This is a genomic window from Luedemannella helvata, assembly GCF_039528415.1.
GTDB classification, from domain to species: domain Bacteria; phylum Actinomycetota; class Actinomycetes; order Mycobacteriales; family Micromonosporaceae; genus Luedemannella; species Luedemannella helvata.
In genome coordinates this window covers 70,729-84,510 of the sequence record NZ_BAAALS010000025.1, presented here as the reverse complement: position 1 = coordinate 84,510, position 13,782 = coordinate 70,729, and the positions used below count along the sequence as shown (strand labels likewise).

The following is a 13,782-nucleotide window of genomic DNA, read 5'->3' as shown; positions in this document are numbered from 1 at the left end:
GGGTGCGACGGGTGGGGGTGGGCATCCGCCCGACAATGTAGCGTCCGCGATCATCATCCACGCGGCCCAACTGTGCCGGCCGCTAACGTTTTGGCTGTCCAACCCTTCGGATGAGCAGCCAGGCTATAAGTAGCGGGATGATCGTCAGCAACACGACAAAGAGATTGTCGAGCAGCCAGGTCTTCGGTTCGTGCTTGCGGGTGCTGTCGCAGGCCGGGTCGTCCGCCTCCGACTTGATCACACGGGTGCCCGGCGGCAGCGAGGGGTCGAGCGGCTGGCCGCACGTACGCGGCACCAGACCCTGCAGGTCCGCGGTCGACGCGGCGGCCGCGAAGCCCCAGCGCGCGCTCGTCACGTACGACAAGGGCTTGAGTACGGAGCCGTTGACGTCGAAGAACGCCCCGGACAGCAGGAACTGCGCGAGCAGGACGACCGGCAGGATCGTCAGCGCCTTGTCGGGGTTGGACACGAGCGACGAGATGAGCAGGCCGAGCGCCATCGCGGCCAGGCCGGTCAGCGCGGCGACCACGATCAGTTCGAGCTTGCCGGAGGAGATGAACGCGCCCTCGGCGGGCCCGCCCTGCCGGGCCGTACCCATGAGGACGAGGATGATCGCCTGCACGACGGTCAGCAGGCCCAGCACGATCACTTTGGACCACAGGTACGCCCCGGGCGAGAGCCCGGCCGCCCGTTCCCGGGCGAGGATCGCCCGTTCCTTGACGATCTCGCGGACCGCGTTGCCGGCGCCCAGGTAGGAGGCGCCGAGGACGAGGGCGAGCAGGACCGTGCCGCCCCCGGTGACCGTCGGGCTGCCCGGCTTGAGGCCGTCCTTGCCCAGCGCCACCATCATGAGCAGGCCCAGGATCGGGGCCTGGACGAGCAGCAGCAGCGTGTTGCGCAGGTCGCTGGAGATGATGTTCGTGTACCGGCCGGTCAGCGTGAACACCTGGCGCAACGGGCTGGGTACGGGCGCGCGGGTGGGCGCCTTCGCCGTGGTCTGCGGGGGCAGCGGCGCGGACTCCAGCTGCCGGCGCAGCGGCTGGTCCAGGTACTGCCGGGCCTTGGGCGACCCGGCGAACGCGGCCTTCGCGGCGCCGGGTGGCGCCTCCTCGAGGCGGGTGAACACCTCCGGGTAGTGCGGCGTCCCGAAGTACTCCCGCGCCTCGCTCGGCGGGCCGTAGTAGGCGACCTGGCCGCCGGGGGCGAGGAACAGCACCCGGTCGCACAGGTCGAGGCTCTCGGTGTTGTGGGTGACCGTGATCACCGTACGGCCGCCGCGGGCCAGGTCGCGCAGCAGCGTCATGACCTGCCGCTCGTAGCCCGGGTCCAGGCCGGAGGTGGGCTCGTCGAGCGACAGCAGCGACGGGCGGGTGAGCAGCTCCAGCGCGACGCTGGTGCGCTTGCGCTGGCCGCCCGACAGGCGGCTCACGGACAGGTTCGCGCGGTGGCTCAGGCCCAGCTCGGCCATGACCTCCTCGACGCGCGAGCCGCGCTCGGCCGACGACACGTCCGGGGGGAAGCGCAGCTTGGCGGCGTAGTTGAGGGCCTTCCGCACGGACAGCTGGCTGTGCAGGATGTCGTCCTGCGGCACGTACCCGATGCGGTAACGCAGCTCGTCGTAGGCGGCGTAGAGGTTGCGGCCGTTGTAGAGCACCGCGCCGGCGGCCGGCGCCTGGGTGCCGGTGAGCACCCGCATCACGGTCGACTTGCCGGCGCCCGTGGGGCCGAGGATCGCCAGCAGCGAGTTGTGCTCCAGCTGGAAGCTGATGTCGTCGAGCAGTTGCAGCTTGCCGGCCACGACCCGCAGGTTGAGCGCCGTCAGGCTCACCCGGCCGTCGTCGACGTACTCCTGCAGGCGCCCGTCGACCAGCACGAAGTGGTGGTGGGCGATGGTGATGAGCGCGCCGTTGGCGACCGGCGCGCGGCGGCTGATCCGCTGGCCGTTGACGAACGTGCCGTTGAAGCTGTTGAGGTCCTCCAGCACCCAGCCGCCGCGCCCGTCGGCGTGCAACTGCGCGTGGTAGCGCGACGCGATGAGGTTGTTGACGACGACGTCGTTGTCCGGAGCACGGCCGATGCGCAGGCGCTTGGTCGGCTCGTACACCATGGACAGCTCGCCGAACGACATGCTCATCGGGTTCGCGCCGCCGCCCGGCAGCACCGGCCCGCCGGGCATGGGCCCGGGGCCGGAGACGGGTGCGCCCATGGGCCCGGGGACGGGTGCGCCGACGGGCCCCGAAACGGGCGGCGTCGCGGGCATGCCCACGGCGAAGTCGATCCGCTCGCCGTCGGTGGCGTTGCCCAGCAGCACGGACACCGGACCGGTCAGCACCAGGTGGGCGACGCGCTGGCCGTTGTGGAACGTGCCGTTGGAGCTGGAGTCGGTCAGCACCCAGCCGTGCTCGGGTGCGAAGTGGACCGTCAGATGCTGGCGCGACGCCTTCTCGTGGGCCACCACGACGCTCGCGGCCGTGTCGCGCCCGATGACGACCGTCGTGCCGGGCTGGAAGGTCTTCGTGCCACCTCGGGTGGTGACGTGCAGGGGCTGCGGGGTGGCAGGCATCCCGCGATCATAGGGAAGGCCGGCCAGCCTGGTCGATGCCGCCAGCGGACGGTTATCCGACGCCGGAGGGTCAGGTCGCCGCGCGGATCAGTCCTCGGTGACGTGCCGGTGCCGCAGCGGCATCCGGCCGCGGGCGAAGGCGTCCCGCTTGCCCCACCGGCCGGGGATGTCCAGGAGCGCGATGTGTCCCGCGCCGCCCGGCAATTTCGGGTTGACCACCAGGTCGTCGCCGCGCGGTTCCAGCCCCAGCATCGTGCGCAGGAACAGCAGCGGCGCCCCGGTCGACCAGGCCTGCGGGCTGCACGCCGTGGGGTACTGCACCGGATAGCGGGTGAGCTCGCGCTCGTAGCCGCCGAAGGCCTCGGGCAGGCGGCCCTCGAAGAAGACCGCCGCGTCGAGGATGCCGGCCGCGATCCGAGCCGCCTCCTCGGCGAACCCGTACCGGCGCAGGCCCCACGCGATGAACGAGTTGTCGAACGGCCAGACCGTGCCGACGTGGTACCCGATCGGGTTGTACCGGTGCTCGCCCGTGGCCATGGTGCGGACGCCCCAGCCGGAGAAGAGCCGATCGCTCATCAGGTGTTTGGCGACCGCCTTGGCCTTGGACCTGTCGACGATGCCGCTCCACAGCAGGTGACCGATGTTGGAGGTGAGCGAGTCCACCTGGCTTCCGTCGGCCTCCAGGGCGAGCGCGAAGTACTGCTTGTCGGGCAGCCAGAAGTCGTTGTTGAACCGCTTCTTCAGGTCGGCGGCGCCGCGCTCCAGCTCCTCGGCGTACGCCGGGTCGTTCCAGAACTCGCGGGCGAGCCGCGCCCCGCGCACCTTCGCGTCGTACGCGTAGCCCTGCAGCTCGCAGGTCGCCCGGGGGAAGCCGGGCAACCGCCCGTCGGCGTAGGCGATGGAGTCCCACGAGTCCTTCCAGCACTGGTTCTCCAGGCCGGTCTCCTCGTTGCGCCGCTGGTACGACACGTACCCGTTGCCTTGCAGGTCGGCGTACTCGTCGATCCAGTTCAGGGCCGCGCGGGCCTCGTACTCAAGGTCTTTGACCAGGGCCGCGTCGCCGGTCCACCGCTCGTACTCGTCGAGCAGCACCACGTAGAGCGCGGTGGCGTCGGCGGCGCCGTAGTACGGCGAGTGGGGCTGCTCCTCGAACGCGGCCGTCTCGCCGTAGCGCATCTCGTGCAGGATGCGACCCGGGTCCTCGTCGCGGAAGTCGTCGACCCGGGCACCCTGCCAGCCGCCGAGCGCCTTCAGGGTGGTGCTGGCCAGCTCCGAGGTGAACGGCAGCGCCTGCAGGCTGGTGAAGATGCTGTCGCGACCGAACATGGTCATGAACCAGGGCAGCCCGGCGGCGGGCAGGTTGTGCCCGGCGGAGACCGGTGGCGAGAACCGCAGGGCGGCCAGGTCGACGAGGCTGCGCCGGTACGTGAGCCGCAGGTGGATGTCCTCGCACTCCAGCTTCGGTGCCCCCGCGACCCACTGTTCGAGGCTCTGGCCGATGTTGGGGCGCGCCTTGTGCTCGTCGTGGGCGTACTTGGGCTTGACCTTGCGTAGCTCGCGGCCGCGGGGCCGGCGGCCGTGGTAGGCGACCACGATGGCCGCCACCTCGATGTCGGTCTCCCACCGGCCGTGCGCGGGAATCCTGACGTCGAAGCTGAGTCCCTGCTCGTCGACCTGGCACCGGCCGCCGGTCGCGCTGATGACGGTCTCCCGGATGAACGTCTCGCGCTGGTAGCCCAGCACCAGCCGCCCTTCCTCGACGCTCGTGTAGTACTTGCCCTTCTTGCCCTCGGCGTTCTTGACCTCGAAGATGTCGGCGAAGTCGGACCGCGCGTCGATGCGCACGGCCAGGCTCACGGGCTTGTCGTTGTGGTTGAGGATGATCAAATCCTCGTGGAAGCCGCCGCCGACCGCCCGCTGCCGGATCACGGACAGCTTCGCGTCGACGTAGACCGTGCCCGTGCCGGGGACGAGGAAGAAGCGCGTCTCGAAGTACTGCAAATTGTCGGCCGACAGCGCGTTGAGCCGGTGGCCGTCGACCGTGAGCACCCAGGTGGACAGGAACCGGGTGTCGAACGAGAACAGCCCCACGGTGTCCGTGGGCGTGGCCTCGATGTCGCCGCAGCCGTCGCTCACGACGAACGTGTTGCCGTCGAGGATCGCGACCTGCTCGCTCATCGCCGCCTGCCCTTGGGCCGGGTGGCCGCGGCGGGTCGGGCCGGCAGGAGGCCCTCCTGTCGCATCCGTTGCACCCGCGCGCCCGTGTACCGGACGACGAGGACGAGCACCTCCGAGTCGGCGGCCAGTTCGACCTGGACCAGCCCGCGGAGCATGCCGGCGAGCGGATTCAGCTCGCCGTTGATCATCTTCTCGATGATCGCCCGGTCGCCACGGACCACGCAGTTGGCGGGTGCGTTGCTGCGCTTCACCGAGATCTGTCCCCGGTTCATCGTGACGAGCCAGCGCTGGATGGCGTTCTCACCCTCGATGTCGAAGCGCATCGTGCCCGAGGCCCGCCTCAGGATCGGCACATCATCGCTGCGCTCCAGCTCGTTGAGGTACTCCATAATCACGTCAGTCATCGCCGCCCGCCCTGGTCACGCTAAGCAATATGCCCGATTAGACCCATTGCGATGCTATACCGGGCCGGTGGGCCGCACCGCAAGATCGCCAAACGTCCGCACCGCACCGCCCCCGCCCTGCAAGGTGCGCACTTCGGCGCCTACCGGTGCCCTCCGATGCCGCCCGGGTGCGCACTTTGCACGCTGCGGGCAGGGGGTGGAGCATGGCCGGATGGCGCACGTCGTGACGCGGCACACCGCGGAGTTGGATCCGGCGACCGCGCGGGCCGCGCGGGCCCTGCTCTACGAGGCCTTCGACGACATGACCGAGGACGACTGGGAGCACTGCCTGGGCGGCATCCACGCCCTCGCGTACTCCGGGCCGCTGCTGGTAGGGCACGCGAGCCTCGTCCAACGCAGGCTGGTCCACCGCGGCGTCGCCCTGCGCGCGGGTTATGTCGAAGGCGTCGCGGTACGGGCGACCGCGCGCCGACGCGGCCACGGCGCGGCCCTGATGGGGGCGCTGGAGCGGTTCATCCGGGGCGGGTACGACCTCGGCGCACTGGGCGCCACGGACGAGGCGGTGCCGTTCTACGAGTCACGCGGGTGGCGGCGGTGGCGTGGCCCGCTGTCGGCGCTGACCCTCGACGGCGTCCGGCGCACCCCGGACGAGGACGGCGGGGTGTACGTACTGCCCGGGTCCTTTGATCTGGATATGGGCGACCCACTCATGGTCGCCGACTGGCGCGACGGGGACGTCTGGTAGGCCCGCGCGGGGCCCACCAGACGTCCGGCCGTCAAGCCTGAGCCGTAACCGGCTCGTCGGTGCGCTGCTCCGGCGCGGGGCCGGCCGCGGCTGCGCGGGCGGCACGCTTGGCGGCCCTACGCTCCTTGCGGCCCTCGACCATCGTGTAGAGCGTCGGCACCAGCACCAGCGTGAGCAGCGTGGAGCTGAGCAGGCCGCCGATCACCACGATCGCCAGCGGCTTGGAGATGAACCCGCCGCTGCCAGTCAGGCCCAACGCCATCGGCAGCAGGGCGAAGATCGTCGCCACGGCCGTCATGAGGATGGGCCGCAGCCGGTGCCGGCCACCCTCGATGACCGCGTCGCGCACGCTCATGCCCTGCTCGCGGTACTGGTTGATGAGGTCGAGCAGCACGATCGCGTTGGTCACGACGATGCCGACGAGCATCAGCATGCCGATCAGGGCCGGCACGCCCAGGGCCGTGTCCGTGGCGAGCAGCAGCGCGATCGCGCCGGTCGCCGCGAACGGGATCGACACCATCAGGATCAGCGGCTGGACCAGGCTCTTGAACGTCGCCGCCATGATCATGAAGACGATCGCGATGGCGGCGAGCAGGGCCAGACCCAGGCTGGCGAACGCCTCGCTCTGGTCGGCGCTCGCGCCGCCCAACTCGTACGTGGCGCCGCCCGGCAGCGTCAGCTTCTCCAGGGCCTTCGTGAGGTCCTGCGACACGGCGCCGACGTTGTCGGACACGGCCGTACCGCTGACGGTCACCACCCGCTTGCCCTCGGACCGCGTGACCTGCACCGGACCGTCCACGGTGGCGACCTTGGCGACCTGCTTGAGCGGCACGATCCCCGCCGGGGTGACCAGCGGCAGGTTCTCCACCTGCGCGGCGCTCACCGGCGCGGCGCCGAAGCGCAGCACCACCGTGCGCTGGCTGCCGTCCAGGCTGTACTGGCCGAGCGGCGTGCCCCGGAACGCGGCCGAGACGCTCTGCCCGATCGTCGCCTCGGTCAGGCCGGCCTCGGCCGCCGCGTCGCGGTCGACCGTCACCTGCAGGCGCGGGGAGCTGGACGCCAGGTCGGTGGTCACGTCCGCGATGTTCGCGACGCCCGCCATGGCCGCGCGGACCTGCTCGGAGGCGGTCCTGAGGGTCCCGGCGTCCGGCGCGGTCACGATGACCTGCAGGTTGCTGGCCGAGAAGCCGCCCCCGCTGCCGGCGTCCACCTTGATCTCGCCCGCGTCGGTCAGCTTGGCGGTCTCGGCCCGCAACTGGTCCATCAGCGTGAGCGCGTCGTGGTCCTCGTCGACCGTCAGCGAGAAGTCGGCCGCCCCGGCGCCGCTGCCGCCGAAGCCGAACGCGCCGGCCCCGCCGATGCTGACCTGGTAGGTCTGCACGCCCTCGGTGCGCTCAAGAATGGCCTCCACCTTCTTGGCGGCCGCGTCCGTGGCCGCCAGGCTCGTGCCGACCGGCATCTTCTGCGTGATGCTCAGCGCGTTCTGACCCGACTGGTCGAAGAAGTTGGTCTTCAACTGGTTGCCGAGACCGAACGTCACGAACAGCACCAGCAGGCCGAGGCCCAGCGTCGTCCAGCGCCGCCGGGTGGCGAACCCGATCACCGGCACGTAGGTGCGCTGCAACAGGCTGCGGCGCTCCTTCTCGTCGGCGGCCGCGCGGGTCGCCGCCAGGTCCGTGGTGGCCGCCGGCCGCAGGAACCAGTACGCCAGCACCGGGATGATCGTCAGCGAGACGACCAGCGAGGCGAGCAGCGCCACCGTCACCGTGATCGCGAACGACGAGAACAGCTGGCCCACGATGCCGCCGACCAGGGCGATCGGCGAGAACACCGCCACCGTGGTCAGGGTCGACGCCGTGACGGCCCCGGCGACCTCGCGGACGGCGGTGAGGATCGCCTCGCGCCTCTCCTCGCCGTACCCGAGATGCCTCTTGATGTTTTCCAGTACGACGATGGAGTCGTCGACGACGCGGCCGATCGCGATGGTCAACGCGCCGAGGGTGAGCACGTTGAGCGAGTAGTCGAACGTGCCCAGCGCGAGCAGCGCCACGACCACGGACAGCGGGATCGACACGGCCGTCACGATCGTGGAGCGCACGGACAGCAGGAAGACCAGGATCACGATGATGGCCATGATCAGGCCCAGCAGGCCCTCGGTGGTCAGGCCCTCGATGGACTTCTCGACGAAGGGCGCCTGGTCGAAGACGGGGGTCAGTTCGGCGCCCGCCCCGAGGTCCGTCTTCAGCTCGGGGATCAGGTCACGGATCTCGTGGGAGATGCCGACCGCGTTGCCGTCCGGGGTGGCGGTCACCGCGATGCCCAGGCTGGGCTTACCGTTCGTACGGGTGATGGAGGTGACCTCGGCGGGCTGCGCCACGACGCCGGCGACCTCGCCCAGCGTCACGGGCTTGCCCTTGGTGCTCGCCAGGTAGAGGCCCTTGAGCTGGTCGACCGTGGTGACCGGGGTGCCCACCTGGACGTTGACGCTCCGGTCGCCCTCGGTCAGGGTGCCGGCCGGGATCGCGATGCCGTTGGTGCGCAGCAGCGTGGCGATCGCCGACGCGTCGACGCCCGCGGCGGCGAGCTTCACCGGGTCGGGGGTGATGACGACCTGCTTGTCGCGCACGCCGGTCAGCTCGGCCTCGCGTACCCCGTCGATGGCCTGGATCTTCGGCAGTACGGTCGAGCGCAGCTTGTCAGCGAGTACGTCCTGGTCGCCGTCGCCGCTCACCGCGAGCACCACGACCGGGAACTCGTCCGTGCTGCCCGCGAAGACCTGCGGGTCCACGCCGTCGGGGAGCTGGGCGGCGATCCGGTTGAGAGAGCTCTCCATCTTGGCGACCGCGGCGTCCAGGTCGGTGCCGAAGTCGAGCTCGATCTGCACGAGCGACAGGCCCTCGCGCGAGGTCGACGAGTATTTCTTGAGCCCCGGGGTGCCCTGCAGGGCGTTCTCGATCGGGGCGGTCACCTGCTCCTCGACCACCTCCGGCGAGGCGCCCGGGAAGGTCGCGGAGACGAACGCGCCCGGGAAGTCGATGGACGGGAACAGCTGCTGCTTGAGCGACGGGATGGTCAGGAGGCCGAACGCGGTCACGACAATGGCGATGAGTGCCGTGAGACCACGGTTGGCGAGGCTCAGTCTGGCCAGGCGGGACATGGACTCAACTCCCCCGAAGAAGGTCTGCGACCCAGATAGTTTGCCCGACGCGAATAATTCGTGTTAACGCGGGTAACCCTGTTAGGGTATTGACCTGAGATGATCGATCAGTCCGCATCCCGCCCGTCCGCGACCAGCCCGGACGAGCGGAACGTGCTCATTGAACGGATCATGAGCGGCCAGCAGCTCGTTCAGCGGATGCTCGCCGAGGACCGGTCCAATCCGCTGCTCAACTCGCATCTCACGATGTCGCAGCTCAAGATCCTGCTGCTGCTGCGCCTGCACGGCGGCTCCGGCGGCCAGGAGTTGGCCCGGCACCTCGGCGTCAGCCTCGCCACCATGACCGGCATCGTCGACCGCCTCGTCGCCCAGGGCCTCGTCACCCGCCACGAAGACCCGCACGACCGCCGGGTACGCCGCATCGAGCTCGACACCCGCGGTCGCGAGATGATCGACCACATCCTCACGGCGGGCGAGGAACACCAGCGCCGCCTGATGAACCGCATCGACCTGGCCGGCCTGCGGGTCATCGACGAGGCGGTAACCCTGCTCCGCACGGCGCTGGCGGCAGAACTCGCCGACCGCCCCGACGGACCGGCATCTGACGCTTCCTCCGCCCCCTGACCGGCCGACCACCAGCGCCGTGACGATCACCGCCTGCGGCTGAGCGCGCCCGGGCCGGGTCGCCGACGGGCTTGGCACGACCAGATCTTGGGGCCGAACACGACTCATAGGTTTGCCTTTCCCCCAAGATCTACGGGGCGACCGCCGAACAACCGGATGAATAGTGCCTTCAGCACAGATCGCCGCCCTCCACCGCCAGCCTCCGCTGTACCCGCTGCCACGATCACCGCCCGGAAACGCTCGTGGCGCGCGATCGCTGTCATCAGCGCGGCCACGTCTACCAAGATCGGCGTCTACCGGCAGAACGTTGAGCCCAGCCACACATCCCGCCACAAAACGCTGATCTTGGTAAGGCCAGGTCCCCACAATAGACAGTTTGCGGTGATCTGTCCGCTCAGGTGCTCATCATGGCTCGGTCATCGCGCGCCAGAGATCGTTGATAGAGGGCTCCGTGACAAGCGCAGCACCGCGACGTGCGCCGCCGTTGCCGCACAAGCGCATGCGCGTCCCCAACGACACGACCGCGGCGGGCGCGCCTCCACCCGCCCCGCCAAAGGCACGACTTTGGCAAAGCCACGCGCTCCCCGCCCCGCCAAAGGCACGACTTTGGCGAAGCGCCGCGCCACCCGCCCCGCCAAAGGCACGACTTTGGCAAAGCCACGCGCCACCCGCCCCGCCAAAGGCACGACTTTGGCGAAGCGCCGCGCTCCCCATCCCGCCAAAGGCACGACTTTGGCGAAGCGCCGCGCTCCCCATCCCGCCAAAGGCACGACTATGGCGAAGCGCCGCGCTCCCCATCCCGCCAAAGGCACGACTATGGCGAAGCGCCGCGCTCCCCATCCCGCCAAAGGCACGACTTTGGCGAAGCGCCGCGCCACCCGCCCCGCCAAAGGCACGACTTTGGCGAAGCGCCGCGCCACCCGCCCCGCCAAAGGCACGACTTTGGCGAAGCGCCGCGCCACCCGCCCCGCCAAAGGCACGACTTTGGCGAAGCGCCGCGCCACCCGCCCCGCCAAAGGCACGACTTTGGCGAAGCGCCGCGCCACCCGCCCCACCAAAGGCACGGCTATGGCGAAGCGCCGCGCTCCCCGCCCCACCAAAGGCACGGCTATGGCGGAGCCACCCGCCACCAACCCCACGCGAAGCGGAGCGGTCAGCGGCGCAACGTCCCACCTCGCCGGTAAGCGTGATGGCAATCCCCTGAAAACGTGGAGGGCTCCGTTATGCGGCCCGGGCCTCCAGCGCCCGCGTTGTTGATCGTTCGTAGTCGATAGGTGAGCGTCCGTCGCAGACGGAGTGGCGGCGGCGGTGGTTGTAGAAGTCGGTGATCCAGGTGGCGATCTTGATGCGTGCCTCGGTCCGGGTGGCGAAGTGCCGGCGGTGGACGTACTCGACCTTGATGGTGGAGAAGGTGGCCTCGGCGACGGCGTTGTCGAAGCACGAGCCGACCCGGCCCATCGACTGACGCACACCCCACCGTGCGCAGGCGGCGACGAAGCGGGCGGAGGTGTATTCGCTTCCACGGTCGCTATGGAAAATCACTCCGGTCACCTGGCCGCCGCGGGTGACCGCGGCCATGTTCAACGCGGCCACGACCAGGTCGGCGTCGTGACGCTCGCCCATCGCGTAGCCGAGGATTCGGCGGGAGTACAGGTCGATGACGGTGGCGAGGTAGAGCTTGCCCTCATCTGTGTTGATCTCGGTCATGTCGCCGCACCAGGCCACGTCCGGTGCCGGGGCGGTGAACTGCCGCCGGATCAGATCCGGGGCGGCCGGCCGCTTACCCTGGCGGGTCAGCCCACGGCGGCGGCGCTTGGGCCGGGCGACCAGACCCAGCTCGGCCATCAGCACCGCGATGGTGTTGTCCGAGACCCGCCAGCCCTGCTCGCGCAGCTCGTCACCCACACGCGGGCTGCCGTACGTGCCACCGGATGCGTCGAACACCGTGCGGACCGCCACGGCCAGCCGGTCGCGACGGTCCCGCCGTGGCGTGGGTGGCCGGTCGCGCCACTTGTAGAACCACGACTCGGACACGCCCAGGGCTCGGCAGGCGATCGCGTGCGGCACCTGGTACTCGGTCCTCTGGGAGGCGATGAAGGCGGCCACGCTCACCGGCCCGTCGCTTCCTTGACCCACAGGACCACGGATCGCTTGAGGACATCACGCTCCATCGCCAGCTCGGCGTTCTCCCGCCGCAACCTGGCCAGCTCCGCCCGCTCGTCCTCACTCAACCCGCCCGCGGCGGCGGCCTCACCACGCCGTTCGCGATCCTGTTTCACCCAGTTGGCCAGGGTCCCGTCGTTAATCCCCAGGTCACGAGCGACCTGCGCGATCGACTTGCCGGTCTCACGCACAATCCGCACCGCACCCTCGCGGAAGTCCGGATCAAACCGGCGTCTCGTCTCAGCCATGAACCTCTATCCCTCAAGTCCAGGCCTCCACGCTACGAGGGGAACTGCATGACCTCGGCGGGGTGGGGGCGGTCCGTCAAGGGCTAAAGGACGCCGAGGTACCGCTGGCGCTCGTACGGGGTGACGACCCTGCGGTAGTCCTCCCACTCGGCACGCTTGTTCTTGAGGAAGAAGTCGAAGACGTGCTCGCCCAGGACCTCGGCGACGATCTCGGAGCCGGCCATCACGTCGAGGGCCTCGGAGAGGTTCTGCGGCAGGGCCTCGTAGCCCATCGCGCGACGCTCCGCGTCCGACAGGGACCAGACGTCGTCCTCGGCGCCGGCGGGCAGCTCGTACCCCTCCTCGATGCCCTTGAGGCCGGCGCCGAGCATGACCGCGAACGCCAGGTAGGGGTTGGTGGCGCTGTCGAGCGAGCGGACCTCCACGCGCGCGGAGTTGGGCTTGCCGTAGGCCGGTACGCGCACGAGCGCGGAGCGGTTGAGGTGCCCCCAGCAGACGTACGCCGGCGACTCCGTGATCCGGTCGGTGATGGCCTGCGGGAAGAGCCGCTTGTACGAGTTGACCCACTGGTTGGTGACGGCCGTGTACTCCCGGGCGTGGGCGAGCAGGCCGGCGATGAACGCCTGCCCCACCTTGGACAGCTTCATCGGGTCGGCGGCGTCGTGGAAGGCGTTGCGCTCGCCCTCGAACAGCGACAGGTGGGTGTGCATGCCGCTGCCGGGCTGGTCGGTGAACGGCTTCGGCATGAAGGTGGCGTGCACCCCGTGGGACAGCGCGACCTCCTTCACGACGTGCTTGAACGTCATGATGTTGTCGGCCGTGGTGAGCGCGTCGGCGTAGCGCAGGTCGATCTCCTGCTGGCCGGGGGCGACCTCGTGGTGGCTGAACTCGACCGAGATGCCGATGCGCTCCAGGGCGAGGACAGCCTGGCGACGGAAGTCGCGGGCGATGAGGTGCGTGGTGTGGTCGAAGTACCCGCCGGAGTCCACCGCGGTCGGCACCCCGCCGTCGGTCGGCACGTCCTGGAGGAGGAAGAACTCGATCTCCGGGTGGGTGTAGAACGTGAAGCCCTTCTCGGCGGCCTTCGACAGCGCGCGGCGCAGGACGTGGCGCGGGTCGGCCCAGGACGGGGAGCCGTCGGGCAGCAGGATGTCGCAGAACATCCGGGCGCTCTCGCCGCTGGCGCCGCCCTCGAACGGGAAGACCTGGAAGGTGGACGGGTCCGGCATGGCGACCATGTCGGACTCGTAGACCCTGGCGAAACCTTCAATGGCGGACCCGTCGAAGCCGATGCCCTCCTCGAACGCGGCCTCGAGTTCGGCGGGCGCCACGGAGACGCTCTTGAGCGTGCCGAGCACGTCGGTGAACCACAGCCGCACGAAGCGAATATCGCGCTCTTCCAGTGTGCGGAGCACGAACTCCTGCTGACGGTCCATGTCTCTACTCCTGCTTTGCCAGGGTGGTGCGGGACTCGTCTGGGTATTCACCGTGCGAGTGTTCCGCGACGCTATTACGGGTACGTTACTCGACCCATCCCGCGGGGATGATTCGGAAAACCAGCCACTTCCTTGGACAGGCCGGGACACTTATCATTCGTCTACCGATCATTTCACCTCCTGGGGAGGTCGGACGGTGGCCACTCACTCTGCGCACGTTCCCGCAGGTCAATCCCCATCCACCGGCGACTCGGCCCTGGCTGA

Annotated in this window: 10 protein-coding genes; 2 read left to right on the top strand and 8 right to left on the bottom strand. The window is 69.7% G+C overall.

All coding sequences use genetic code 11. The features are described 5' to 3' along the window. Nucleotides 1-82 precede the first annotated feature (82 nt). The 3 genes from ABD191_RS22340 to ABD191_RS22330 form a co-directional block, all read right to left on the bottom strand. Complete coding sequence (locus ABD191_RS22340) at nt 83-2,563, bottom strand: FHA domain-containing protein (RefSeq protein ID WP_344085431.1); 2,481 nt, start codon at nt 2,561-2,563, stop codon at nt 83-85. Between the two features lie 87 nt (nt 2,564-2,650). Next, nucleotides 2,651-4,741: an amylo-alpha-1,6-glucosidase gene (locus ABD191_RS22335; protein ID WP_344085428.1), complete on the bottom strand. Its 2,091-nt coding sequence runs from the start codon at nt 4,739-4,741 to the stop codon at nt 2,651-2,653. After that, entirely contained in the window at nt 4,738-5,145 is a 408-nt protein-coding gene (locus ABD191_RS22330) for an SCP2 sterol-binding domain-containing protein (RefSeq protein WP_344085426.1), read from the bottom strand. Before ABD191_RS22330 ends, ABD191_RS22335 begins: the two co-directional genes overlap by 4 nt. A gap of 211 nt (nt 5,146-5,356) precedes the next feature. Here ABD191_RS22330 and ABD191_RS22325 point away from each other — a divergent pair, with 211 nt between their 5' ends. After that, complete coding sequence (locus tag ABD191_RS22325) at nt 5,357-5,890, top strand: GNAT family N-acetyltransferase (protein WP_344085423.1); 534 nt, start codon at nt 5,357-5,359, stop codon at nt 5,888-5,890. 31 nt (nt 5,891-5,921) lie between these two features. On the opposite strand, the gene ABD191_RS22320 is transcribed toward ABD191_RS22325, so the two are convergent. Then, nucleotides 5,922-9,047 carry an efflux RND transporter permease subunit gene (locus ABD191_RS22320; RefSeq protein WP_344085420.1) on the bottom strand — a complete coding sequence of 1,042 codons (3,126 nt, stop codon included), beginning with the start codon at nt 9,045-9,047 and terminating at the stop codon, nt 5,922-5,924. A 99-nt stretch (nt 9,048-9,146) separates the two neighbouring features. On the opposite strand from ABD191_RS22320, the gene ABD191_RS22315 reads away from it, so the two are divergent. Then, nucleotides 9,147-9,671 (top strand): MarR family winged helix-turn-helix transcriptional regulator, encoded by a 525-nt coding sequence (locus ABD191_RS22315; RefSeq protein ID WP_344085416.1) that lies wholly within the window; start codon nt 9,147-9,149, stop codon nt 9,669-9,671. Between the two features lie 416 nt (nt 9,672-10,087). On the opposite strand, the gene ABD191_RS22310 is transcribed toward ABD191_RS22315, so the two are convergent. The 4 genes from ABD191_RS22310 to ABD191_RS22295 all read right to left on the bottom strand — a co-directional run bounded on the left by ABD191_RS22310 (nt 10,088) and on the right by ABD191_RS22295 (nt 13,518). Then, on the bottom strand, nt 10,088-10,717 hold the full coding sequence (locus tag ABD191_RS22310) for a hypothetical protein (RefSeq protein ID WP_344085413.1): 630 nt from the start codon (nt 10,715-10,717) through the stop codon (nt 10,088-10,090). A 175-nt stretch (nt 10,718-10,892) separates the two neighbouring features. Then, on the bottom strand, nt 10,893-11,783 hold the full coding sequence (locus ABD191_RS22305) for an IS3 family transposase (RefSeq protein WP_344085410.1): 891 nt from the start codon (nt 11,781-11,783) through the stop codon (nt 10,893-10,895). Next, complete coding sequence (locus ABD191_RS22300; protein ID WP_344085407.1) at nt 11,780-12,082, bottom strand: transposase; 303 nt, start codon at nt 12,080-12,082, stop codon at nt 11,780-11,782. Before ABD191_RS22300 ends, ABD191_RS22305 begins: the two co-directional genes overlap by 4 nt. Nucleotides 12,083-12,165: 83 nt before the next feature. Next, complete coding sequence (locus ABD191_RS22295) at nt 12,166-13,518, bottom strand: glutamine synthetase family protein (RefSeq protein ID WP_344085404.1); 1,353 nt, start codon at nt 13,516-13,518, stop codon at nt 12,166-12,168. Between the last annotated feature and the right edge of the window lie 264 nt (nt 13,519-13,782).

What these genes read in the sequence shown, in the direction of transcription:
- ABD191_RS22340 (WP_344085431.1), bottom strand. Translation starts at nt 2,563, where the DNA reads ATGCCTGCCACCCCGCAGCCCCTGCACGTCACCACCCGAGGTGGCACG.
- ABD191_RS22335 (WP_344085428.1), bottom strand. Translation starts at nt 4,741, where the DNA reads ATGAGCGAGCAGGTCGCGATCCTCGACGGCAACACGTTCGTCGTGAGC.
- ABD191_RS22330 (WP_344085426.1), bottom strand. Translation starts at nt 5,145, where the DNA reads ATGACTGACGTGATTATGGAGTACCTCAACGAGCTGGAGCGCAGCGAT.
- ABD191_RS22325 (WP_344085423.1), top strand. Translation starts at nt 5,357, where the DNA reads ATGGCGCACGTCGTGACGCGGCACACCGCGGAGTTGGATCCGGCGACC.
- ABD191_RS22320 (WP_344085420.1), bottom strand. Translation starts at nt 9,047, where the DNA reads ATGTCCCGCCTGGCCAGACTGAGCCTCGCCAACCGTGGTCTCACGGCA.
- ABD191_RS22315 (WP_344085416.1), top strand. Translation starts at nt 9,147, where the DNA reads ATGATCGATCAGTCCGCATCCCGCCCGTCCGCGACCAGCCCGGACGAG.
- ABD191_RS22300 (WP_344085407.1), bottom strand. Translation starts at nt 12,082, where the DNA reads ATGGCTGAGACGAGACGCCGGTTTGATCCGGACTTCCGCGAGGGTGCG.
- ABD191_RS22295 (WP_344085404.1), bottom strand. Translation starts at nt 13,518, where the DNA reads ATGGACCGTCAGCAGGAGTTCGTGCTCCGCACACTGGAAGAGCGCGAT.